We start from the raw sequence: 23,862 nt of genomic DNA on the forward strand, positions 1-23,862 counted from the left end.
AGCTCCTTGCTCGACTAACTGTCGGCCAGACGCCAGATGGAGAAGCGAACGAGCAGCAGGACACTAGCCTGAGCCGACAGTAGAGAAGAAGGGCAACCAACATTGGCTCGGATCGTAATCATGCAGCCGTACGTGCCCACGTACCGCGCTGCGTTCTTCGAAGCACTCGCGACAGAGCTCGCGCATGACGGTCACGAGCTGGTAATCGCGGCCGGCGCTCCCACTGGCGCTCAAGCCAGTCGTCGAGACTCTGCGCATCTCGAAGGCGTCCTCCAGCTTGCCATGACAGCGACGACGATGCGACTCGGCAGAGCCCGTCTGCGACTCGTAAGCGGTCGACGGGCATGGAGAGATGCGGACGTCGTCGTGGCCGAGCTCGCGGCAGGCGCGTCCGCGACGTACGAGGCGTTGTTGCAGCGGAAGAGACCGGTCGGCGTGTGGGGGCATGTCGAGGCCTTCACCGCAGGTGACAATCGGATCACCCGCATGCTGCGCCGATGGCAGACGAGGGCCGCTGATCACGTCCTCGCGTACACGGACACCGGAGCCACGTTGGCGAGGAGGTGGCGCGCTGACTGCGCCGGAGTGACTTCGCTGCACAACTCAATCGACGTCCGTGAGTTGGAAGCGAACATCAACTTCGTTCAGACGAGCAAGCCATCCGAGTCACGTTCTCGTCTTGGAATCGGCGATGGTCCGGTCTTCGCGATGGTCGGCGGCCTGGACGAAAGCAAGCGAATCGACCTCGTCGTGGAGGCCTTGGACGCCCTCTGGACAACGCGGCCAGACATCACCCTCGTAGTGGGGGGACGCGGTCGACTCGAGAAGGCCTTCGCTCGTGCCGCCGCTAGAGGACAGGTACGGTTGCTCGGCTATATCGGAGACGAGATGAAGGCGCACCTGGCGAAGGTAGCGATCGCCCTGGTGAATCCGGGCCGGGTCGGTTTGATCGCCGTTGAGAGCATGGCAATGAGGCTTCCCATCATCACAACCACGGGCACTCGACACGGTCCGGAATACGAATACCTCACGCCAGGCCACGACAGCATCGAGTGCGCCCCTACCGCTGATGCTCTGGCGACATCAATGAAGCAACTCGCCGACGACCCCCAGGCAGCACTTCGTCTGGGTGCCGCCATCGGCGAGAAGTCGAGGAGATACTCCCTCGACCACATGGTGAGGCAGTACGCAGAGGCACTCAGAGCGCTCGTTGCCCTCTCGAAGTCGAGGGCGCGTCACCCTAGGATGTGAGTAGGCGAGGTCGGTCCTCGTTGTACAAGAACTTGGGGACTCATGGCTGTCGACGTCGTGCGCGTCATCGCGCTCAAGCACGCTCCAGGCGAGCGCACATCATGGGGCCGTTCGAAGGCAGTCGTCTACCTCTGGGGGGCCGCCGAGCTTCTCTTCGTGACCAACCCGTGGCAGATCTCCTCCAACCTGCGCGTGAAAGTCCTCCGGGCCTTCGGTGCTCAGATCGGACACAGGGTGACCTTCAGGCCCCGCACACGCGTCCGATTTCCGTGGAAGCTGCACATCGGTGACGACAGCTGGATCGGCGAGGGCGTGTGGTTTCACAACCAGGACCACATCTGCGTCGGTCACGACGTAGTAATCTCTCAAGAGACCTTCCTCACGACCGGGAGCCACGCCCACAGGCGAGACATGGCGCTTGTTACACGACCGATCCACATAGAACCCGGCGTCTGGATCACCTCTAGGTGCATGGTCCTCGGCGGAAGCCATGTGGGGAGGTCGAGCCTCCTGAAGCCAATGAGCGTGGTGAACGGTGCGGTTCCCGCAAACTCAATTGCCAGCGGAAACCCCGCACAGGTGATAGGCGCCCGCTTCGAAGAGGACGGCCGAGATTTTTGAAGATCTTGATGTCGGTCACCTACATCTCGGCAGACGGCGCGTTCGGTGGCCCGGTCAGTGTGGCCCTGAATCAAGCGGCAGGTCTCGTTGAAGCAGGGCATGACGTCACCCTGCTTGCCGGCTGGGACGGCCTGGAACCACCGACGGTACCGGGTGTCGAGCTCATCCTTCTGCGCGCGAAACCCTTGTTGCGCGCAGGATTTGTCGTCACGGCGACCTGGGGGCTCCGAAAATGGCTCCGTCGAAATATACATCGTTTTGACCTTGTGCACGTACATAGCGGTCGTCACCTATTCGACGTGATCGTCGCCAATGCTGCCGTAAAATCGAGCGCACCCACAATGCTTCAGCCACATGGCATGATCGCCCCTAGTTCGCGTGTCGCGGTCAGGGCGGTAGACCGACTGATCATCCTTCCGCTCCTTCGCCGCGCTTCGGCGATACTCGCACTGACCATGGACGAGGAATCTGGCCTGCGTGAGCTCGTGCCACTTCAACTGATTAGTCGCATCAGGAATGGTATTCGATCGGGTTCCGTCGCCGCGAAACGCGTCAACAATGAGGTACTGTTTCTTGCACGATTACATCCACGAAAGCGTGTGCTTGCGTTTGCAGAAGCCGCCAAAGCCATCCAGGAGACATCGCCAGAGGCCACCTTCGCGGTCGTGGGGCCAGACGAAGGAGACCTTGTTCGACTCAAAGCGTTCATGAGCGCGAACCCCGACGTTCGCCTCCGCTATGAAGGCGTCATCGCCCCCGGCAGCGCAGCGGCTCGGTTGGCGCAAGCGACCGTATTTGTCCTCCCGAGTCGCGGTGAGGTCTTTCCCGTCACCGTTCTCGAAGCTCTCTCCGTCGGTACACCAACAGTGATCACTGCAGACTGCGGTATCGCGGGCGAACTCGCCGAATCCGGAGCGGCAAAGGTAACCGACGGCACGTCGCAGGACTTGGCGGCGATCATCGAAGCGCTGTTGAGAGACAAAGCAGCACGCGAGGCACTGAGCCATGCAGCTTTGAAAGCGACTGACCAACTATATTCCAATGCCGCGGTGACGCGAGCCCTCATAGAAACGTACAACGAGGCCACCATGCGAGGAAGAAGAAGAATTCCTTACGGCGACGCGCGTGATCTGGAGCACCGCTCGTGACACTTGCCAATGCCACCATCCGAGCCAAAGCAACTCCCCGGCGGTCCGCTGCCGCCCTACCTCAACCACTTCTGGGAACGCTCTTATTTGTCCTCCTCGCTTTAGTTGTGCCCCTGGTCGTGGTCGCCACGACTCCGACAGGCGGGTACTCAGCTTGGGTTGGATGCTTTGCGACGGCGGCTCTCGCTGCGGCGCGGTTTGCCTGGGCGGTAGCCGATCGTAAGTTTCATATCGTCGACATGGTCATCTCGGTCTTCGTTTACGGCTTCCTGGGGATCGCACCCATGGTGCAACTCCGAGAGCGCGCTGAGATCTCCACGACCCCCGGATTCATTCAAGACTATGCTTGGCAATCAGTCAGCGTAGTGCTGATTGGATACGGCGTGTTCTTAATAGGGTCTTCTGTGGGCAAGCGTCAGGCATCTCCAGGACCTCGATTCGCAGGAAGGATCTTTGAGCTTCACGGCACGTCCGTCTTGGTGACGACACTGCTCGCCTTCCTCATCTCTGCGTACTACGTCGGTAGCTTGGGCATAGGATCACTTTTTCAAGCTCGAACGGTCTTGGATATAGAACGTGCAGCGACTTGGGGCAACCCGACAACGGCAGCATTGATCACCGGCTTCTCGCAGATGGGTCTATTGGTTGCGACAGTCGCCCAAATTTTGCTCTTCCGACAGCGACGCGCCAAGAATGAGACAGCGCCAGTCATACTGCTGATAGTGACGGTGGCCCTGCTGCTCCTACTGGTAAACCCCGTGTCAAGTCCCAGATACACAGTAGGCACTGTTTACGTCGCTCTGGTTGCTGCCTGCGGAGGTTGGTCGTCGATTCGGAGGTACCGGTCGATCTCGATCGCACTTCTGACTTCGCTCTTCTTCCTGTTCCCCATCGCGTCCACTTTCCGCAACTCGACAGATGCCAAAGTCAAGTTCGGCGGACCCCTTGAGGCGCTCCTCAGCGGTGACTTTGATAGTTTTTACCAGATTAACAACGCGATATATTTTCTCGCAGCGAAAGGAATCACTTGGGGTGAGCAGCTGCTCGGGGTGGTCCTCTTCTGGGTGCCTCGCGACTTGTGGGCGAACAAGCCCGTTGATACCGGGATCCTTCTAGCCCAATTCAGGGAGTATTCTTTCACCAATCTCTCCGCCCCGCTATGGGCCGAGCTGATGGTGAACGGCGGCTGGCCTTTACTCATTATCGGCATGGTGGCGTTGGGCTTTTTCACTCGTCGCTGGGATGAGAGGTTGCAACGGGAAATTGAGCTGGCCGGAACACCAGGCGTTATCGGCTGCATCGTACCCGTCTACCTCCTCATCGTACTTAGGGGATCACTCCTGCAATCGATGGCGTCACTGTCAGTCATCCTGTTATTCGCGTGGTTTTCGTCCTTCGGGCGCACTGCACGACGTTGACACCACAGTCGGCGTATTTGAAGGCCATGGTGACTATTCGCTCCCGCGAAGTTCAAACTTGCTTTCTAGACGCGACTTCTGCGAGTTGGCGCTCAATCCAACCCCAGGCGCCACTCACAGCCGAGTTGGGGCCTCCGGAATAGGTACCGCCCGTAGAACCGGACTGCCCCCAGATGCGGGGCCGAGCCGGGAAGCGCTCGAGGCGAATCTGCTTCAGCGCAGCAGCATGGGCGAGTGACGCTGCCACGGTGTGCTCAAGATAGACTCCCGATGACTCGTCGATGAAAGCTGAGTCTCGAAGGACAACACTTTCCCACTCCTGCGCCCGAGCACTGATCACGCGTGTGTCGACGAACGTGCGATCGAGTGTGGATCGAACCCGCACGATCGGGCCCGGCAAAGCCGCGAAGATGCGCGCCGCGTTGGCTACAATCAGGCGACCCGTTACTTTGTGAACCGTGGCCAATGCGCCTTTTTGATCCCTGACGATGCGAATTGCATGACGGAGGGCATCAGCTTCGACCCGCCCCTTTCCTCGCTCTGGATCGGACTCGGTAGCGTCGAAATTGATGACCCGAGTCGCCGTACGACCGGCCGGAGAGAGCAAGGCCGTAAGGGACGATGGATCGGCCCCGCTCGTCTCCACAATCACGAGGTCAACGCTTTTACTGATTCCTGTCCGCATGGCAGCGATAGCCTCCTGGTACTGCCGCATGCGCATCTCGGGGTCGCTTTGAGACACGAAGATATTGGTATTTGGTTGCACTGTAGCTGTCATGAGAACTGTGTCACTCAAGATTACTCCTTCAATGTCGAGCGGCCGAGATGAATTGTTCCACCGACGAGCGCCAGAAGAATGAAAATCTGAGCAGCCAGAGCCGCTTGCGCCGCTCCGAGCGCCCCGCTCGACCCGCCCAGTACGAGGACGAGCATGAGTTGCCCCAGGGCAGCCGTGATCATAACGCCAGCAACGAACCGATCGCGCTTGAACGACTGCAAGATGACGACAAGCGGCTGACATATGATTGAAGGAATGACGACAAGGGCGAGTACTTGCAATGTCGCTGAGGAGTCTTCATAGGCGCGGCCGAGTAGCAGGTCAACCACAAATGGTGCCGCAAAGAAGACAGCGATTGATACACCTATTGCACCGAGGGGCATCCACAGAGCGCGTCGCAATTGCCCCCAGGCTTCGGAGAGAGTCGAGCTTCGCGCCGCATAGGGTGCGAGCGCTGACGAGAAGGCGGCAGCAAGGAGTGCCATCGGCTGCGTCCAGCGGTTCACGGCTCCGTATACTCCGGCGGCCGTCGAACCTGCGACGGCCGAGAGGATCGTGAGGTCCAGCGCTTGCGCACTGTTCGCGACCACGCCCAATCCGAAGAAGTGCGCACCCGACCACGGATTGGTCAAACGTGGCCGGATGCCTCCCTTCCTCACCCCACCCAGGCGTCTGGCAATAACGGCAGCAGCAAGCGACCCCGCGGTCAGCGCGGCCCAGAGCGCGACCGGCGCGTCGACACCAGCGAGGCTCATACCGGCGAACAGCATCGTCGCAGCCACGCGATCGCAAAGTATCACCAGTGCAACCAACTCGCCCCGAGCCGCGCTGCGCAACCGGACCTGATAGGCCTGGTTGATGACGAGCGCAGCAGTGATCGGCCCCGCAAGCCAAACATGCGACTGCGGCAAGAACAGCAGGCAAAGGAGAGCCCATCCGCCCGCAGCGGTGATCGTATACACGAGCTTGGAGAACAGGCGATCTTCAAATAACTGGTCAGGCATCGCCTTGCGAGCGAGTTCACGTGTCCAATGATTATTCGTTCCAAAGTCGATGAATCCCGCCGCCGCTGTGCCGAGCGCAATTGCCGAAACTGTCGCTCCGAACTCTGCCGGCTCCACACCCCGTGCAGCTAAGAGATACAGGACCGCTACGAGCACTTGAGCAGTGCCTGTTGCAGCGGCTAGTAAAAGTGCCTGGTGAGCTAACGGACGCTCGCGGGGCGCGCGGGCGGTCATCGGAGCAACGCGGTAGTGAAACTACGACTATCGGCGGACAGAACAGCCGAGGGTCGCTGCTGAGTGGTCGCCTGTCTGAATGCGATTGCTAACTCGCCAACCTCTAGAGGCACCCAAGTCCCGAGGGCCTCGTGTGCTGATAGATCGTGTCGCAAACTTTGAGCACCAGACGCTACAACACGAGTTCCAATCGCCGCTGCCTTCCCTAGCAATCCGCTTGGTCCCTCGTTGGAGTGTGCCAAAACCACGCAATCCGCTACCGCCACAGCCGCATCAAGCTCCTCGTCGCTCAACAGCCGATCTATGACGATGGCCCGCCCTTCGCGGCTCATTTGAAGAAGCCGCTGGCGCTCCTCATCAAGGACATCGTCACCAAAGCGACCAGCAACAAGCAGCCCAACAGGAGCATCGATAGAACGCAGTGCATCAAGAATCAACGGCAGGTTCTTCCTTGCGGAAACTGCCCCAAGTACCGCGAACCAGTAGCGATCTTCACGAACGCGGTGTGATTCTCGAAAGCGAGCGACCGACTCCGGCGAAGTTGAAAGTCGAATTGGGTCTCGGGCAACGTTGAAACGGGATTTTCCGCGCCACGATGATGACTTGAGCATGCGGAGTCGGACCCGGGGCATCGATGCGACTCTGATGAAGGCTGCCGTCCTGATCATTGACTTCATCGCGGTCATCAAGGCGAACGAGCTCGGTTGAGCTTTCTCTCGCATCACGAGTAGGCTCAGTTCACCAAGGCCACTCCAGCGTCCCCTTCTCGCCAATTCCAGTGCAAGGCCGTCTCCGTCGGGAACGACGGTCAAGCTAGCTGAGAGACTGCGCGAGATCGCCGCTACCTCCTTGACGCTCGATACCGGTCGAAGCAGAACCTCGACGTTTGCAGACAGTCCGGTCAGGTGAACACGCAAATCCTCCTGCGCGGGCGTTCCGCCCAGAACCAGCGTCACCGCATCACCACTGCGGTCTGCCGCGTCCGCTAGGAGGTGCACGTAGAATAGACGGTGTCCTGTCGGATTGGGCTCGACGATGACGACTCGTCGAGCCAACCTGCGCGATGTGGTTCCCGACATCAATCTTCTCCCTGCGTGCCGCCAATATCATACTTACTGTCTCGGTGCAGCCGAGCGCATGTACAGGGGGCGTTGGGACACAACGACTGCGCTCGGCGTCAACTCGTCGCTTGTCAGTAGGCTCCCTGGGAGCGCAGAACCGCGCGCGCAGTGCGCCACAGAATGATCAAGTCGCTGACTAACGACCAGTTCTCGACGTAGTACAGATCGAGCCTTACCGAGTCCTCCCATGACAGGTCGGACCGACCGCTGACCTGCCAGAGGCCAGTCATGCCGGGCTTCACCAGGAAGCGTCGGTGGACATGGACGTCGTAGCGCTCGACCTCACGAGCGAGCGGCGGCCGCGGGCCCACGAGCGACATGCTCCCGACCAGGACGTTGAACAACTGCGGAACCTCGTCGAGGCTGTAGCGCCGCATGAAGGCACCGACGCGCGTGACGCGCGGATCGTTCTTCATCTTGAACAGGACCGTGTTGCCTTCGGCGCGGTCGAGCGCGCTGAGCTCCTGCAGGCGCTGCTCCGCGTCGACGACCATCGACCGGAACTTGATCATGTGGAACGTCGAACCGTTCAGGCCGACGCGCTCCTGCAGGAAGAACACCGGCCCGGCGGAGGTCACCTTGACGAGCACCGCGAGCACGAGCAGGACCGGGGAGAGCACGATGATCAGTGCTGCCGATCCGATCAGGTCGAACGCACGCTTGGTGTAGAGCTTCCGGCCGGAGTAGGTCGGAGTCTCGACGTGGATGAGCGGGAGGCCCTGGACCGGGCGCGTGTGGATCCGCGGGCCACCGATGTCGGTCAGGCTCGGCGCGACGACCAGGTGCTGCCGGCCGGGCTCAAGCGACCAGCTCAGCTGGCGGACCCGCTCCGGGGGCAGGTCGTCGGAGCTCGTGATCACGACGGTGTCCGCTCCGGTCGTGGCCAGGGCTGCCGTGACGTCGTCGATGCCGCCGTGACTCTCGACGGCGGAGCCTGGCAATACACCCCGCGTTCCGTCGGACACCGCTGCCCCCACCACGCGGTAGCCGGCTTCGGGCGTTCGGGCGAGCTCCCGTGCAATGTGCAGCACGCTCGCCGTCGAACCGACGAGCAGGACCCGCGCGGAGTACCCGCCGTGCTTGCGCTCGGCGACGAGCCACTGGCGCCACATCCAGCGCGAGAGCAGCAGCACGAGGATGCCGACGGGGAACGCGATGAGCACGTAGCCGCGGGCCAGGTCGACGCGCAGCAGGTAGGCGGCGATCGCGATCAGCCCGAACACCCGGACGCTCGAGTCCGCGACCAGCCGGTACTCGGTGCTCCCGACGCCGATGACGCGGTCACCACGGGTGTCGTAGAGCGCCAGCCCGATCATCCAGACGGCGATGACGACCACGGAGATGCCGAAGTAGCTCAGGCGCAGGTCTGCCGTGTTCGTCATCAGGTCCGAGTCGAACCCGAGCCAGGCGATCTGCACGCCGAAGACGACCCAGATCAGTGCGAGGAGGTCGGTGACGAGCACGCGACGCGAGTACGTGCGGCTCCACTCGCGGGTGCTCCCCGTGGAGACCGGCTGGTGGACGGCCTCGGCCGTCATCGCCGACCCCGCGTCACCACGTCGCCCCGCCGTCCTTCGACACCGCGACGCCGGCGCCCGCCCACATCCAGACGTCCTGCCCGGAGCGGTCGAGCGCGATCGCACCGTCCGTCGCGACCCGGTTGCAACCGATCGGCGTGGTGGTCGTCGCAGGCGTCACACCCGACGCCGGCATCGTCTCGATCTGCACGCCGTCGCACGAGTCGGTCCCGATGCGCGCGAGCGTGTACTCGGTCCCGTTCACCGCGAGGGCACGGACGCCGTCGATCGGCACGGTCACCCACGCACCGGTACCGGTGCGCCACCGCAGCTCGTCAGCGCACGCGACCAGCGTCGTGCTGTCACCCCGGAAGGCGTCGAGCGGGTCCTCGCAGGGCGAGGGCACGACCGCGTCCCCGAGCACCAACCCCTGGTCGGTCACCCCCGCGCCTGCGGCACCGGCGGTCCCGAGCACCCAGGTGGCTCCGTCGTCGGTGCTGGTGCGGACCTCGGTCGCGCACTCGTCGCCGACGCCGACGAGCACGGACAGGCCGTCGGCGGTCGCGCGCAGCGACCCGATGGTCCGCACGTCGTCGCCCAGGGCGACGGGTGACCACTCCTGCCCACCGTCGGTGGTGTGCTCCAGCACCGTCTCGGAGACGTCACAGGTCGTACTGGAGGCTCGCCATGCCTCCAGGCCGTCGACCGCGGACAGCATGTGACGGGTCGACACCCCGTCGGCCGTCGGTTCTGCCGACGCGGTGGCGGACGGTCCCGGCGTCGCCGGCGCTGACGCGCTCGAACCGAACGTCGGCACCGGACCGGCGTCGCCGCGCGCCTCCGGCGCGGTGCGCGCGAGCGCCAGCGCCACCAGGACGACGTCGACGACGACGAGCGCGACGACCACGAGTGCGATCCCGATCAGCGTCGTCCGCGGCAGCTCGCTCCCGAGGCTTCGGATCCCCCGGCGCTGGCTCATCCCCCGACCGCCGTCAGCGGTCCGCGCGGCGGACCACGCCGAGCTTGCCGCGGGTCTTCCCCGACGACTTGGTGGACTTCTGGGGCGGTTCCTCTTCGTCGAGGCCGTACCCGTAGCCGTACCCGTAGCGGCCGTAGCCGTACGCGCCCGGACCCTTGACCGGCATCATCGTGATGACGAAGCCGGCGATCGGTGCGCCGACGTTCTCGAGCGACGCGACCGCGGCGGCGAGCTGGCCCTTGTGGGTCTTGCCGGACGCGACCGCGAGGATGGCACCGGACGCCTTCTTCGACAGGATCGCGGCGTCGGTGACGGGCAGCAGCGGCGGTGCGTCGAAGAGCACGTAGTCGAACTGCTGCTCGAGCGTCTCGATCAGGTCCTGCATGGCCTTCGAGCCGAGGAGCTCCGACGGGTTCGGCGGGATCTGACCGGCGGGCAGCACGACCATGTTGCCGCGGCCCCAGGGCTGCGCGACGTCCTCCAGGCTCGCGCGACCGATGAGCACGTCGGTCAGCCCGGCGGAGCCGTCCACCTCCATGTACTCGCCGACGCGGGGGCGACGGAGGTCGGCGTCGATCAGGATGACCTTGAAGCCGGCGCTGTCCAGCGCGATCGCGAGGTTCGCGACGGTGGTGCTCTTGCCCTCGGACTGCATCGACGACGTCATGACGAACGTGCGCGAGCCCGTGCCGAGGTCGAGGAACTGCAGGTTCGTCCGGAGCGTGCGGAACGACTCGGCGCGCGGGCTGCGCGGGTCGACCTGCACGATGAGCGGTCGCTCGGACGCCTTGTTGTCGTAGGCGATGCCGCCGACGACGGGCTTGTCGCTGATCTTCTCGACGTCAGTCTCGACACGGACGCGGTTGTCGAGGGTCTCGCGCAGCACGGCGATGCCGACGCCGAGCGCCAGACCGACGAGCAGACCGAGCGCGATGTTGACGGGGACGTTCGGGCTGACGGGCGAGCTCGGCACCTGCGCCTGCTTCACCCGGGTCAGCTTGACGCTGCTCGAACCGTTCTCGTCGGTGGCCTCGATGTCCTCGACCACGTTGGTCAGGCTCTGCGAGGTCGCATTCGCGATGTTCGTCGCCTGCACCGGATCGGTGCCGTTGACCGTGATCGAGATGAGGGTCGTGCTCGTCGGCGCCGTCGCCGACACCATCTTCGACAGCTCGTCCGCGTTCATGTCGAGCCCGAGCGACGAGATGACCGGCAGGAGCACGATCGGCGTCGACACCAGGTTCGAGTACGTCAGCACGCGCTGCTGCGTGAAGGTGTTGCCCTGGGCCAGGTCGCTGGCGCTGCCCGACGTCTCCGTCGACACGAACACCTGCGCCTCGGCGGAGTACACCGGCTTCTTCAGCAGGGAGAACCCTGCTGCCGCCGCGACGCCCACCAGGGCGAGCACGAGGATCAGTGCCCAACTCTTCCGCAGCACTGTGATGTAGTCGCGCAGTTCCACGCGGCCCGCCTTCCCCGATCCTGGCCGTTCCTGTGGTCCCGACACAGGTTCCGTGGGCTTGTCCCAGCAGACGGCATACAAATAGTGCCACACCATTGAGCCTCACTCGGCTGTTCTTGCCGATCTGCGTCGGTCGTCCTCTACGCTCGCCCCATGACATCCGAGCCGGAAGTGGCCGCCACCGAGCCCTCGACCGCCCGGCAACGCGACCTCGTCGCCCTGCTGGTCGCCCTCGTCGTGGCGGTCGTCCTCGCCCGGATCGTGAGCAGCCTGACGCTGCGCGGCGCCGTCCCCGGCCCGGTGCTCCAGGTGCTGCTCGGCAACCTCGCGGTGTGGGTGCCGCTCGTGCTCGGCATCGTCTGGGTACTCCGACGCTCGGGCCGTGACCTCTTCGGCCGCTTCCGGATCGAGCTCGGCGACCTCGTGTTCGCGCTCGGGGTCGTGATCCTGACACGGGTGTTCGACGCCGTGCTCGCGCTGTCCTTCACCGGGACGAGTGGCCTGCAGCCCGCGCCGTCGCTCGGGACCCCGGACATCGGGCTGCTGCTCGTGTCGGCGGTCGGCATCGTGCTGGTCAGCCCCGTGCTCGAGGAGCTCTTCTTCCGCGGGCTGTTCCAGCGTCTGCTCGCGGCCGAGCTCACGCCCCGGACGCGCTGGCTGGCCGTGCTCGTGACGGCGTTCCTGTTCGCGCTGTCGCACCTCTTCCTCGGGTCGGCGACGACCTCGCTCGGCGGGGTGCAGGTGTTCCTGACGACCTTCGTGCTCGGGCTGCTCACGGGCACGCTGGTCGCGATGACCAACCGCATCGGCGGCGCGATCGTGGCGCACGTGCTGTTCAACGCGGTGGCGGTCGTCGCGACCTGGCCGCGCTGACGCGGTCCGGAAGCCGCCCAGCGCCGTTCGACCTGGCCGCACCGATCCTGCTCAGGGCTCCGACCGGCGCCGTCCGTCCCGCAAGCGCACGACGACCGCACCGGCGACTCCGATGACGGCGGCGACCAGCAGCGGCACCAGGGTCGCTCCCGCCGGTCCCATCGCCATCACGAAGACCGTGGCGCCGGCCGACACCATCTCGAGCGGGTACGGCAGGTACACGCGCGACCCCAGTGCGTACGACACCGCCGTGATCGCCGCGGTCCCCGTCCACAAGAGCCCGAGCGCGATCAGCGCGGCGATGCCCTGACCGACCGTACGGAGCCCGGTCCACGCGATCGCCGCACCGACCGCCACGGCCGGCAGCCACCGCAGCACCGCGAGGACGACGCCCGCCGCGTCACCGGGCGAGGACACCGGCGGGACGACGAACGTGTTCGCCCACGACCCGAGCGCCACCGCGCCGACGGCGAGTGCGACGAGCGCACCGCCGGGAGCCGCTCGGGCGACGAGCGCAGCGAGCACCGCCGCCGCGCCGACGCACACGAGCGACCCGACGGTGAGCGCGACGACGTACAGCTGCGCGGCGCTGACGTCCGCACCGGTGCCCGGCGTCCCGTCCATCCGCATGCCGGCGCCCGTGACGACGGCGGTCTCGACGACGGCCACGACCTGCACCCCGACCAGCCCGGCGAGCGCCGCGAGCGATCCGCTGCGCCGGACGGCCCCGCGAGCACGCAGTACCCGGACGGCGATGCCGGCGACGACTCCCCCGACGAGCAGCAGCGACGCGATGGTCGTCACCGCGTACTGGCTGAACGGCAGCAGGGCGATCGGCATGTCCGACGGGTCGGTGGTCGGCGTCGCCCACAGGTTCTGCAGTGGGAGCCGCATCCCGGTGACGATCCACGGGAGCAGACCGGCGACGCCCGCCCCGGCTCCGACCGCGACTCCGACGGTGATCTGCTGCGCGCTGCCGCGTTCTCCCTGGTGCACCACGGCACCGTACCGACCACGGCGGAGCGTGCCGGCGTCCGCTGCCACCTGTGGGCCGTCGGACACATCGCCCACCGGCCCGGCGCGCACCGGCCTCGACCGGGCTACCGGCCGGCTTGCTCGTCGAGCTGGTCGCGGAGGAGCTCGAGCCTGCTCGGTGACGCAGCGACCTCGTAGCGCCGCTGATCGCTGTCGAGCCCGATGATGTGGCCGGACGGACACACGATCGCCGTCGCAAAGTCCCGCTCGAGCCGGGGAAGCCGCACCGCAGCGACCGCGCGACCAACCAGCTCCCCATCGGTGGGATCGTGAAGTACGGCGCTCTGAGCAGTGCCGACACGTTCACGATCCCACCCGGGCGGGCTCGCCAACGGCAGCCAAGGCGAACAACTGATCGGGAAGCGCGTGGCAGGCGACGTCGTCGCACAGGCCTCAAACGTGTTTCTGATCGGGCTGAGGCACGACGACGCCCCGTACTCGGACGCGCAGATTCGGACGGCGGTGAACTCCGTCGGCCTCACCGATATCAGCGGCGCCACAATCGACACCGCGAACCGGCCGTGGGTGACGGCTACGCTCTCCCCGAAGTACGTCAGCACCGACGAGACGCACCCGTGCAGCTCAGCGCGAACTACTTCGGCATCTTTTACGCGACGTTGATCGCCGAAGCACTCGCGGTCTAGTCCTTCGGGCTTCAGCTACTTGAGACCCTCTTCGACGCGCTTGGCGATAGCGGCATGGCCTTCGTCGTTCACGTGTCCGCCGTCCGGGAGCACCCAGGCGGGGTCGATCACGTTCGGGTCGATGAGGCTGACATAAGTCGCATCGACTGATGCTGCGGCTGCTTGGACTGCCGCGTCGAGTCCGAGAACGTGGGAAGCGACAGCCGTCGTCGTCGACGGGCCGACCGCAATGATCCTCGCGTTAGGCAGTTGCTCGCGGAGCTGGTCGAAGGTCTTCGTGATGTTGGCTTCGACAGCGCTGCGGTCCTGGAGGTAGAGCCCGAAGTCGTTCTGTCCGCCTGCGACCACGACGATGTCCGGTTTCTGCTTCACGACGTCGCCGATGCGTCCGACGTAGTTGTCGCAGAACTGCTTCCCGCATCCAACGAGACTGGCGGTCGCTGCGTACCCGGTCCCGCCGGCTCCGTCGTTCCTGACTTGCCAGTCCTCGACGTCTGCAACGATATTCACCCACCGGTCCGCGGGGGCTGAGGCTCCCTTCCCTGCGGTGTAGGAGTCACCGAGGAACGCTGCGACGGGTCGGGGGTCTTTCATCCGTGTGTAGGTCGGTGCTGGTAGCGGTTCAGCGCCTGCGGCGGGCTTGCTCGCATTGACTTGCTGCACTGCTAGGAATACGAGCGTGACCGCCATGACGGCGACGAGCGCGATGATGATGCCTTTGTAGGAGCGGCTGAACCAGCCAACGAATCCGTTCCCCATGATGTGTCGATCCTAAGCGACGCTCAGGAAGCACCCCGCCCCTTCGCCCGAGGGGCGGGGCGCTCTCGTCGTCGTGCGGCTAGTTACCGGGACAGGTTCTGAGACGTCCGGATCGTCCCTCGCCCAGCTCTCTCCGCACTGCGTGCATTCGAGGTCGCCGGTCTGCATCCCGAGCATGTACTCCTTGCGGAGCGCGTGGGTGTTTGTTTCGGTCATCGCTCCTCCTTTCGGCCGCCTGGTCTACGAGGGTCGCGGCCTTTTGGTTCACATCTGTTCCGGCGACGACGCGCAAATTGGGGGAGATCGGCGGCGTGAAGCATCGCTACGGTGCCAGGCGTGGACCCTGACCAGATGTTTTCCTCGTGCTCGCGGGCGTCCTCCAAGGTGTGAATGCCCTGCTCGCGGGGTTGTGGGGCTACGCGCTGATCCATCCGTGGGTCTGGATCTTCGTACTCGCGATGGTCACGCTGAAGGTCTTCGAGGTTCGCGTGCGTCGCCGTCCCGCGCGGCGGCGCTGACCTCCGAGCAACAGACCGCGTCACGCCAGACCCAGGCGCAGTCGGCGCCCTGCCCGAACCCCCACCCGACGAGGACGGCCCGCTCGGTGTGCGCGAGTGCCCGCGCTTCAACTTCGAGGATCCGGTCAGGGAATTGCACCCAAGCGAGCACCGGGTCCGGCACGGCGAGGTCGATCTCTGCGCCGCCGCGGGCAACTTCGGGAGGTGAGTACGCGTCGCCATGCGTCCACCGGTCGCGGCGACCCTTTGCCGATCAGCGGTCGCGGGGCTTCCGCGTCCGCGCGGTGACCGAACCGCTGGGCGCCCACGCAGGCTGCAGTCTCTGCCGGGCGACTTCGACGTACGCGACGTCGTCGGAGCGCGCGACGGCGAGCGCCTTCACCTGGGCGAGCACGCCGGTCTGCTCGAACCGGAGGTCATACACGGAGACAGGCTGGGGCGAGCCGAGGGGCTCCAAGCTGCCGATTGTGTCGAGGGGCATCGACTCGGCAGCGTAGATGGGAACGTCCTCATGCTCGCGGGACAGCCCGCTGGCCAGACCTGTTCCGAACACCTCCACAAGGCATTGACGATCACCATCCTCAGCTGCCGCGGACCGTATCGGGGAGGACCAGCCAGGGGTCGGCCCGGGAAGTTTTAAACCCTCGACACCAACGAGCGCGATCCCCGGCGGTCCTGGCTAAGGAACGTCGAGGGACCTCCACCCTTCATAGGCAGAAGGTGCCTAATGCTGGGTGGCAGGGGTTGTGGCGTACGCGCCAGATGCCTCGGTCACCTCGTCGATTGAACCGCGTGTCGAGCTCCTTCGGCACGGGTCGGTGGGGACCACCCGAACCTACGCAGCAGTCCCCGGGAGCGTTCGTCCTCGGTACCGGGCGTGCGATCGGACCTCGGGACGCGCCGGGGTGCGGCGACCGACTCGCGTCGAGCCGTGGTGAGGTGAACCCATGACCAGCGACCTCGTGCCGTGGGTGGTCGCCGGGGGGCTCGCGATCGTCGTGGTCGTCCTGGTGATCGTCCTGCGGCGGACCCAGTCCTCCAACCGTGCCGCCCTGTCCGACGCCGAGGTCCGGCTGGACCACCGCACCGGCACCCTCGAGCGGGAGCACCGCGAGCATACCGCCGCCGCCGACGCGGAGCACGCGCGGCAGCTCGCCGGTGCCGAGGCCTCCCGCCAGCAGGCCCTCGCCGAGGCCGAGGCCGGTCGCGCCCTCGCCCGCACCGGCATGCGCTGGGAGGAAGCCTCGCAGCGCACGATCCTCGAGGTCTGCAAGGCCGCCGGGATCAACGGCGCCCTGCTGACCAACGTGGTGTTCGTGCCGGTGGCCCAGGGCGAGCGGGACCGCGACCGCAGCTACGCCGCCCAGCTCGACCACGTGCTCGTGTTCGAGTCCGGCCACGTGCTGGTCATCGAGAACAAGCGATGGAACGGCATCGTGTTCGACGGTCGCAAGCCGAGCGCCGTGCACCACGCCTTCCGCAACCTGCTCGACGAGTCGTCGCTGACCGGGTCGTTCGCGATCCAGGTCCGCAGCCGTCGTGTCCTCGACCACGCGGACGACGTCGAGCACTGGTGGCAGGTCCGGGTGCAGTCCGGCGGGAACGCCCCGACCCGGCAGGTCCGGCAGCAGGCCCGCCGGCTGCAGCGGTTCCTGGCCGACGAGGACGGCAACGGACCGCAGTGGGTCGACTCGTGCGTGTTCTACTCCGGCGACGCCGCGGCGTACGTCAACCCCGAGGACCGCAGCACGAGCACGACGCCGACGGGTCGTCCCGCGACGACCGCCGTCGTGACGAACGACAACGAGCTCCGCGGGCTCGTCACCGACCTGGCACGCAAGCACGCCGTGCCGAACCGGGCGCGCACCGACTCGGTCGTGCGGCAGCTGGCCGGCCAGGGCGCGCACACGATCACGGTCGGGACGTACCGCCTGCCGGAGGCGTGAGCAGACACGACGAAGCCCCCGCCACCGAGGCGGGGGCTTCGTCGTTCCCGGAGCGGAGGGGCGTCAGCGCAGCGCGCGCAGGGCGTCCGCGATGGGCGTGAGCGCCGCGTCGATCTCGTCGGCGACCCGCACGTGGGTGTCCTCGGACCGACGGTAGGGGTCGTCCACGTCGTCGTCCGCCGGGTCGGCGGGCGGCGGCACGGTCCCCCGCAGTCGAGCGACCCGGTCGACCAGGTCCTGCGCGGTCTCGATGCCGGCCAGGTCTCCGGGCTCCAGCCCGTCGAGCACCCGGGCGAACTGCTTGATGGTGAACGCCCGCTTCGCTGCCCGCGGTGCGAGCGACACGACGGCTGCGCGGTGCGAGCGCTCGGCGGTGAGCACGAGGTCGGCCGACGCCGCGATCTGCTCCGTCAGGTAGCGCGAACGGTGCGTGGAGGGCTCCCCACCCAGACGCGACGACTGCGCGGCAGCCGTCTCGTCCATCAGGGCGCCGTCGTCGGCGATGGTGCCGGCCGACTCGACCGTGAACGCCGGGGCGTCCGGGCCGAGCCGGGCCTCGAGCACCTGGGCGCCGAGGGGCGAGCGGCAGATGTTGCCGCTGCAGACGAACAGGATCCGCATCGTCACGCGGCAGCCTCGCCGGTCCCGAGCAGGTCGTGGCGGACCACGATCGCGTCACGGCCGGGGCCGACGCCGATCGCCGAGATCCGCGCTCCGGACATCGCCTCGACCGCGAGCACGTAGTCCTGCGCGGTCTTCGGCAGGTCCTCGAACGACCGGGCACCGGTGATGTCCTCGGTCCAGCCGGGGAACTCCTCGTAGATCGGCTTCGCGTGGTGGAAGTCCGACTGGTTCACGGGGACCTCGTCCACGCGCTCACCGTCGACCTCGTACGCCACGCAGACCGGGATGGTCTCGAGGCCCGTCAGCACGTCGAGCTTCGTCAGCACGAAGTCGGTCACGCCGTTGATGCGCGCCGTGTACCGGGCGATCGGGGCGTCGTACCAGCCGCAGCGACGCGGACGGCCGGTCGTGGTGCCGAACTCGAAGCCGTTGGCGCGGAGGAACTCCCCCGACTCGTCGAACAGCTCGGTCGGGAACGGCCCGGCGCCGACGCGGGTCGTGTACGCCTTGACGATGCCGATGATGCGCTCGAGCTTGCCCGGTCCGATGCCCGAACCGGTCGCGGCGCCGCCGGCGGTCGCCGACGACGAGGTCACGAACGGGTAGGTGCCGTGGTCGACGTCGAGCATGGTGGCCTGGCCGGCCTCGAACAGCACGGTGTCGCCCCGCTCGAGCGCGCGGTGGATCTCGAGCGCGGTGTCGGCGACCATCGGGCGCAGGCGCTCGGCGAAGGACAGCAGCGACTCCACGACCTCGTCCGCGTCGATCGCGCGACGGTTGAAGACCTTGACCAGCAGGTGGTTCTTCTGGTCGAGGGCCGCCTCGACCTTCTGCCGCAGGATGTTCTCGTCGAAGATGTCCTGGATGCGGATGCCGACGCGGTTGATCTTGTCGGCATAGGTCGGGCCGATGCCGCGACCGGTCGTGCCGATCTGGCGCTTGCCGAGGAAGCGCTCGGTCACCTTGTCGACGGTGCGGTGGTAGTGCGTGATGACGTGCGCGTTCGCGGACACCAGGAGCTTCGAGACGTCCACCCCGCGGGCGCGGAGCGCGTCGAGCTCCTGGAACAGGACCTCGAGGTCGACGACGACACCGTTGCCGATGATCGGGGTGACGCCGGGCGTCAGGATGCCGGACGGCAGCAGGTGCAGCGCGTACTTCTCGCCGCCGACGACGACGGTGTGGCCGGCGTTGTTGCCGCCGTTGAACTTGACGACGTAGTCGATGCGGGACCCGAGGAGGTCGGTTGCCTTCCCCTTGCCCTCGTCACCCCACTGGGCACCGATGATGACTGCTGCGGGCATGGAGGTTCTCCTCACGTTGGCGGAGGACCGCACCGGCGGGCTGGGCCGATGGTCCACCCGAGTCTATCGAGTGGACACCTCCACGCCACATCCCTGTGGACGAGACGGTGGACGAGACGGCTGACGAGGGCGACCCACAGATCGGACCTGGGAGCCCGTCCGGGCCGACCGGCGCAGCGTCGGACGGGTCAGATCCGACGAGCAAGGGAGCACGACATGAGTGACCTCGGTGACAAGGCCAGGGACTTCGCGGACAGCGACAAGGGCGAGCAGGCGACCGACGCCGGTCTCGGCAAGGCCGCGGACGCGGCCGACAAGGCCACCGGCGGTGGCCACGGCGACCAGATCGACAAGGCGGAGCACGCCGCCGACGACAAGATCGGCAAGTAGACCGCACCACGGAACGGACGGGAGGCGCGGTGCCAGCTGGCACCGCGCCACCCCGCCGGGGGGGCGGGGGCCCGGCGGGCCCCGCGCCTCCCGTCCGTCGTGGTGGTGGCGTTCCGCGATCAGGCGCGGAAGAAGTCCTGGTACGACGGGTCGCCCACCGGCTGGGCGTGACCGGGCTGCGCGAGCCGCTCCTCGACCATGGCCTGGAGCGCGTCGGGCGGGGTCAGCCCACGGCGGCGCCACTCCATCGGGTTCGCCCGGAGCTGCATCAGGGAGGTGTGGGATCGCATGGCCTCACTCTCCCATCCATTGCCTAGTTTGCCTAACTACATGTCCCATTGCCGCACTCGGGACCACTCCGCTCGGAGACCGGGAACGGCGAACGCCCCGCCACCGGACCGGTGACGGGGCGTTCGTGTCGATCGCTACTTGCGGGGTGCCACCTTCGCGGTCTCGGCGGAGGTCGCCGAGCCGTCCTGGTAGCCCGTCGCCTTCGCCGTCACCTCGACGGAGAAGCGGTGCCCCGCGTCCGTCGTGCCGAGCGTGTAGCGCTGGTCCGTCGCACCCTGCACCGCGACGCCGTCACGGAGCCACTGGTACGAGTACGAGACCTTCTTGCCGTCCCACGAGCCGGGCTTCGCCTTGAGCGTCTTGCCGACCTTCGGGGTGCCGGAGATCGTGACGGCGCTGCCCTCGCGGAGGGTGAGCGTCGGCACGGTCTGCGCTGCCTGGAGCACGTCGGCCTGGTCGCCCACCGCGTTGCCGAGGTGGAGCAGCAGGACCCGGGCGTTCGTGGCGTCGGCCTGTCGCGTGACCTGCAGCGCGCCCTTGTCCGCGTAGAGCACACCGGTGGTGGTGCCCTGCGCGAAGGTGAGCGCCGGTGCCGACGGGTCGTACGTCGCCGGGTCGGTCTCGTCCACGACGTTGGAGCCGCTGGTGGCGAGGGCCGGGGCGTACGCCGACTCGGTCAGGACCGAGTAGTCGAACGGACCGGTCGCACCGATGGTCGACGCCGACACCGTCAGCACCTTGACGGCGCTGTCGAACGTGTTGACGTCCTGTCCCGCGGTGCCGCCGTTGAGCGGCTGCGCGTCGACCGTCTTGCCCGTCGCGAGGTCCACCGTGGTGGCGAGCGTCGCGTCGACCGTGGCCGACTTGGCGTCGTAGACCAGGTAGTCCGGCTCACCGTCGCGGTCCGTGTCGATGAGGACCTCGACGTTGGTCACCGCGCCGGGGTTCGCGTCGGCACCCGCGGTCTGGACGCCGAAGGCGAGCGTGTCGGATGCCTTGTCGTAGTTCGCGCCGTAGGCCCGGATGTCGGCGGCCTGGAGCGACTGCTTCGCCGAACCGGCGGGCAGCGGCTCCTGCGGGTCGGTCCCGCCCAGGACGAACGGTGCGACGGACGAGTGGTACCCGGTGACGGCGTCGCCCTGGTCGACCGAGCGGCCGGTGAGCGCGAGCTCCGCGGTCGTGGTCGAGCCCGAGAACGCGATGTCCTTGCCGTGCACGGCGCTGACCGGCTTCGGCGCGACGTACGCACCGAGGCGCATCGGGTTCAGCTTCGCGTCCGTCGGCGTGAAGGACACGACACCGGACTCGGCGGCGACGAACTCACGCTGGTAGCCGGACTGCACCGACTCCTGCGTGGGGTCGATGACGCGACGCAGCTGCGTCGGGTCGGCGATCGTGTACGTCAGCTTGACGGTCGCGGTGCCGTGCGCCGGAGCGGTGACCCGCTTCGTGCTCAGCGAGAACGCGACACCCGGCTGGTCCACCTGGGCCTGGTACGCCACGTCGTACGTGTGCGGACGGCCGTCGGTGTTCTGGATCTGCAGGGTGCGGGACTCGGTGGTCTTCCCGCTGACCTCGACGACACCGTACGAGGCGGTGACGAGCTGGTCGTTCTCGATGCTGCGCACCGTGGTGCCCGCGGTGACCGCCTGCAGCGCGTCGACGCGGCCGGTGCCCTGGCGCAGCAGCGTGGCGTCCCGGTCACCCTGACGAACGTCGTGCGTCGCGGTGTTCATCACGGCGGCCTTGACCTGCGGGGCCGTCCACGACGGGTGCGACTGGAACGTCAGCGCGACGATGCCGGCCACGTGCGGGGTCGCCATCGAGGTGCCGCTCATCGACATGCGGCCGTCACCGGTGCCGTTGGCCGCGGAGATCACGTTGACCCCGGGGCCGGCGACGTCCGGCTTGACGATGTCGTCGAACGAGCCGTGCACGCCACGGCTGGTGAACGGGGCGAGCGTGTTCACGTTCGCCTGGTCGGTCGCCAGCTGGAAGCCCTTGAGCTCCTGGGCGAACTGCACGTGCAGGGTCCCGGCCGTCGCGGCGGCCTGGAGGCTCGCAGCACTGTCCGAGGTCAGCTCGGCACCCGGGATGGTCGCGTTCCCCGCGATGCCCGAGTCGAAGCTGGTCACCGTCCCGGCCAGCAGGACGCCGACACCGCCGGCTGCCTGCACGTTGGTGAAGCGCACACCGGAGCCGCACTCGAGCGCCCCGTCGGTCCACTTCAGCCAGACGACCTTGCCCTTGATCTTCGCGGCCTCGTCGGCGCTGAACGCTGCGCAGCCGTCGATGTTCGTGGTCGGGACGACGACGTCGCCCTCCACCGGCAGCGTGCCCTGGTAGTTCTGCGAGTACTGCGCACGGTAGGTGCCGGCGACGTCGGACGGCGCGGTGGCCTTGACACCGTCGAACAGCGACTGCCCGGTGGCGCTCGCGGCGACGGTGAGGGCGCCCTCGGCGTTGCCCGGCGAGCCACCGATGTCGGTGAAGTCGTCGGCGTTGCCCGAGGCGATGACGGGCAGGACACCGCGGGCGGTGAGCGCGTCGATCTTCGCGTTGTCGGGGTCGTCCGGTGCGCCGTAGTCGGAACCGAGCGACAGGTTGAGGACGTTGATGTCCTTGCCCTCGGTCAGGGCCTGGCCGACCCAGTCGAGCGCGGCACCGGTCAGGTCGGTCGAGCCGCCGCCGTCACCGAACACCTTGAGGGCGTAGAGGCCGGCGTCCGGCGCGGTGCCCGGGCCGATCCACATGTCCTGGACGGACTGGTTGGTCAGCTTCGTGTAGTCGCCGCGGAACGTCTTCTTGTCCGCGGTCAGGCCGTAGCCGGCGGCGGTGCCGGACACGTGCGTGCCGTGGTCGCCGCCCTTGCCGTCGATCGGGTTCGCGTCCGGCTTCGGGGTCGGGTCGTAGCCCGCGCTCGAGGAGTCGGCGTTGTAGGTGGGGCCGGCGAAGTCGTAGCCACCGAGGTACTTCTTCGCGTCGAACCAGCTCGGGTCCGGCGCGCTCGTGCTCGCGAGGGCCTGCTCGTACGCGGCCGTCGTGCCGGGGCCGCCGAAGTCGGCCTGGGTGTAGTCGAGACCGGTGTCGAGGACGGCGACGTTGACGCCCTTGCCGGTGCGGCCGGTCTGCTGCCACGCGTCGAGCGAGCGCGTGTAGACGTCGCTCGCGGCGTTCTTCGGGCTGACGCCGTCCGCGCCCGGCTGCACCAGGTCGGGGTCGACGCCGCTCGGGGCCTTCGACGCGTCACCCGGGGTCGGGTCGACGATCTTCTTCGGCGTGAGCGGGATGATGCTCTCGACGTCCGACCGGCTGGCGATGTCGCGCAGGGCGTCGACGTCGGCGACGACGGCGACACCGGGGACGGTGTACTCGGTCGAGTACAGCTCCGTCGCCTCTGCGTCGGACCGCTTGACGGCGGCGCGGACGGCGTCGACGGTCGACGTGATCGCCTGCACGCGCTCCTTCGCGGCGGACGACGGCGTCTTCGACCTCGTCAGGTCGCCGCCCTTCGCCTTCGCGTCGACCTCGAGGGCCCCCTGGCCGGTCGTGCGGACGAACGCCGCGACCGTCTTCTGGGGCTTGGCGTCGCGCAGGGGCGCCGCGAGCTTGAGGTCGGCGGCGGAGAGACCGCTCGGCGCGGCGTTCGCTGCGCCGCCCACGGCGAGACCGCCGCACGACAGGGCGACGGCGGCGATGCCGGCGGTCAGGATGCGTGCGACGCGTGACCGCGTGGTGCGCTCCGTGGTGGGTGGTTGCTCGGGTACTGCACGGTTCGGTGTTGCACGTGTCACAGGGCGCACTCCTCGGCTCTGTCCGTGGTGGGAATTCCTGTGAAGTTATGCGTTCGTTCACAGGCGGAACAGTCCGCACTTTGGAGGACTGGCCCTCGTTCGGGGGTACAGCACCTCGTAACTTGCACAGCAGTGTGCACGTTATTACGAT

General features: G+C 66.9%; 22 protein-coding genes. 8 read left to right on the forward strand and 14 right to left on the reverse strand.

Going from position 1 to position 23,862, the window contains the following annotated elements; translation table 11 throughout:
• The first annotated feature begins 120 nt into the window (after positions 1-120).
• The 4 genes from M3677_RS10080 to M3677_RS10095 all read left to right on the forward strand — a co-directional run bounded on the left by M3677_RS10080 (position 121) and on the right by M3677_RS10095 (position 4,438).
• Positions 121-1,251, forward strand: coding sequence for a glycosyltransferase family 4 protein (locus M3677_RS10080; protein ID WP_251160452.1), 1,131 nt, complete (start codon positions 121-123; stop codon positions 1,249-1,251).
• Positions 1,252-1,293: 42 nt separating this feature from the next.
• Positions 1,294-1,872 carry an acetyltransferase gene (locus tag M3677_RS10085; RefSeq protein WP_251160453.1) on the forward strand — a complete coding sequence of 193 codons (579 nt, stop codon included), beginning with the start codon at positions 1,294-1,296 and terminating at the stop codon, positions 1,870-1,872.
• An 8-nt stretch (positions 1,873-1,880) separates the two neighbouring features.
• On the forward strand, positions 1,881-3,020 hold the full coding sequence (locus tag M3677_RS10090; RefSeq protein WP_251160454.1) for a glycosyltransferase: 1,140 nt from the start codon (positions 1,881-1,883) through the stop codon (positions 3,018-3,020).
• A gap of 239 nt (positions 3,021-3,259) precedes the next feature.
• Complete coding sequence (locus M3677_RS10095) at positions 3,260-4,438, forward strand: hypothetical protein (RefSeq protein WP_251160455.1); 1,179 nt, start codon at positions 3,260-3,262, stop codon at positions 4,436-4,438.
• 52 nt (positions 4,439-4,490) lie between these two features.
• Here M3677_RS10095 and M3677_RS10100 read toward each other — a convergent pair whose 3' ends face one another.
• The 6 genes from M3677_RS10100 to M3677_RS10125 form a co-directional block, all read right to left on the reverse strand.
• Positions 4,491-5,234, reverse strand: coding sequence for a hypothetical protein (locus M3677_RS10100; RefSeq protein WP_251160456.1), 744 nt, complete (start codon positions 5,232-5,234; stop codon positions 4,491-4,493).
• Positions 5,235-5,236: 2 nt separating this feature from the next.
• On the reverse strand, positions 5,237-6,454 hold the full coding sequence (locus M3677_RS10105; RefSeq protein ID WP_251160457.1) for a lipopolysaccharide biosynthesis protein: 1,218 nt from the start codon (positions 6,452-6,454) through the stop codon (positions 5,237-5,239).
• Positions 6,451-7,065 carry a glycosyltransferase gene (locus M3677_RS10110; RefSeq protein WP_251160458.1) on the reverse strand — a complete coding sequence of 205 codons (615 nt, stop codon included), beginning with the start codon at positions 7,063-7,065 and terminating at the stop codon, positions 6,451-6,453. The genes M3677_RS10105 and M3677_RS10110 overlap by 4 nt, the downstream gene beginning before the upstream one ends.
• A 581-nt stretch (positions 7,066-7,646) precedes the next feature.
• The gene (locus M3677_RS10115; protein ID WP_251160459.1) at positions 7,647-9,113 is read right to left on the reverse strand and encodes a sugar transferase; all 1,467 of its coding nucleotides are present in this window, start codon (positions 9,111-9,113) and stop codon (positions 7,647-7,649) included.
• Between the two features lie 13 nt (positions 9,114-9,126).
• Positions 9,127-10,071: a hypothetical protein gene (locus M3677_RS10120; protein WP_251160460.1), complete on the reverse strand. Its 945-nt coding sequence runs from the start codon at positions 10,069-10,071 to the stop codon at positions 9,127-9,129.
• 13 nt (positions 10,072-10,084) lie between these two features.
• On the reverse strand, positions 10,085-11,533 hold the full coding sequence (locus M3677_RS10125) for a polysaccharide biosynthesis tyrosine autokinase (protein WP_209684074.1): 1,449 nt from the start codon (positions 11,531-11,533) through the stop codon (positions 10,085-10,087).
• A gap of 153 nt (positions 11,534-11,686) precedes the next feature.
• Here M3677_RS10125 and M3677_RS10130 point away from each other — a divergent pair, with 153 nt between their 5' ends.
• Positions 11,687-12,406, forward strand: a complete 720-nt coding sequence (locus M3677_RS10130; protein ID WP_081984608.1) for a CPBP family intramembrane glutamic endopeptidase — start codon at positions 11,687-11,689, stop codon at positions 12,404-12,406.
• 51 nt (positions 12,407-12,457) lie between these two features.
• On the opposite strand, the gene M3677_RS10135 is transcribed toward M3677_RS10130, so the two are convergent.
• The 3 genes from M3677_RS10135 to M3677_RS10145 all read right to left on the reverse strand — a co-directional run bounded on the left by M3677_RS10135 (position 12,458) and on the right by M3677_RS10145 (position 14,844).
• Positions 12,458-13,402 carry a hypothetical protein gene (locus tag M3677_RS10135; protein ID WP_251160461.1) on the reverse strand — a complete coding sequence of 315 codons (945 nt, stop codon included), beginning with the start codon at positions 13,400-13,402 and terminating at the stop codon, positions 12,458-12,460.
• 104 nt (positions 13,403-13,506) lie between these two features.
• Entirely contained in the window at positions 13,507-14,001 is a 495-nt protein-coding gene (locus M3677_RS10140) for a hypothetical protein (protein WP_251160462.1), read from the reverse strand.
• A gap of 99 nt (positions 14,002-14,100) precedes the next feature.
• Positions 14,101-14,844: an SGNH/GDSL hydrolase family protein gene (locus M3677_RS10145; protein ID WP_251160463.1), complete on the reverse strand. Its 744-nt coding sequence runs from the start codon at positions 14,842-14,844 to the stop codon at positions 14,101-14,103.
• Positions 14,845-15,206: 362 nt separating this feature from the next.
• Here M3677_RS10145 and M3677_RS10150 point away from each other — a divergent pair, with 362 nt between their 5' ends.
• Positions 15,207-15,362 carry a hypothetical protein gene (locus tag M3677_RS10150; RefSeq protein ID WP_251160464.1) on the forward strand — a complete coding sequence of 52 codons (156 nt, stop codon included), beginning with the start codon at positions 15,207-15,209 and terminating at the stop codon, positions 15,360-15,362.
• A 253-nt stretch (positions 15,363-15,615) separates the two neighbouring features.
• Here the strand turns inward: M3677_RS10150 and M3677_RS10155 are convergent, their stop codons facing one another.
• Positions 15,616-15,786, reverse strand: a complete 171-nt coding sequence (locus M3677_RS10155) for a hypothetical protein (protein WP_251160465.1) — start codon at positions 15,784-15,786, stop codon at positions 15,616-15,618.
• A 523-nt stretch (positions 15,787-16,309) separates the two neighbouring features.
• Here M3677_RS10155 and M3677_RS10160 point away from each other — a divergent pair.
• Positions 16,310-17,308: a nuclease-related domain-containing protein gene (locus tag M3677_RS10160; RefSeq protein WP_251160466.1), complete on the forward strand. Its 999-nt coding sequence runs from the start codon at positions 16,310-16,312 to the stop codon at positions 17,306-17,308.
• A 63-nt stretch (positions 17,309-17,371) separates the two neighbouring features.
• Here the strand turns inward: M3677_RS10160 and M3677_RS10165 are convergent, their stop codons facing one another.
• Both M3677_RS10165 and M3677_RS10170 read right to left on the reverse strand, forming a co-directional pair.
• Positions 17,372-17,929 carry a low molecular weight phosphatase family protein gene (locus M3677_RS10165; protein ID WP_245171941.1) on the reverse strand — a complete coding sequence of 186 codons (558 nt, stop codon included), beginning with the start codon at positions 17,927-17,929 and terminating at the stop codon, positions 17,372-17,374.
• A gap of 2 nt (positions 17,930-17,931) precedes the next feature.
• On the reverse strand, positions 17,932-19,236 hold the full coding sequence (locus M3677_RS10170; RefSeq protein WP_066652061.1) for an adenylosuccinate synthase: 1,305 nt from the start codon (positions 19,234-19,236) through the stop codon (positions 17,932-17,934).
• A 216-nt stretch (positions 19,237-19,452) separates the two neighbouring features.
• On the opposite strand from M3677_RS10170, the gene M3677_RS10175 reads away from it, so the two are divergent.
• Positions 19,453-19,626, forward strand: coding sequence for an Rv0909 family putative TA system antitoxin (locus tag M3677_RS10175; protein ID WP_251160467.1), 174 nt, complete (start codon positions 19,453-19,455; stop codon positions 19,624-19,626).
• A 119-nt stretch (positions 19,627-19,745) separates the two neighbouring features.
• Here the strand turns inward: M3677_RS10175 and M3677_RS10180 are convergent, their stop codons facing one another.
• A complete protein-coding gene (locus M3677_RS10180; RefSeq protein WP_153257418.1) occupies positions 19,746-19,916 on the reverse strand; it encodes a hypothetical protein in 171 nt (56 codons plus the stop codon).
• Positions 19,917-20,051: 135 nt separating this feature from the next.
• Entirely contained in the window at positions 20,052-23,711 is a 3,660-nt protein-coding gene (locus tag M3677_RS10185) for a S8 family serine peptidase (RefSeq protein ID WP_251160468.1), read from the reverse strand.
• Between the last annotated feature and the right edge of the window lie 151 nt (positions 23,712-23,862).

The organism is Curtobacterium sp. P97, from assembly GCF_023712445.1.
Lineage (GTDB): Bacteria > Actinomycetota > Actinomycetes > Actinomycetales > Microbacteriaceae > Curtobacterium.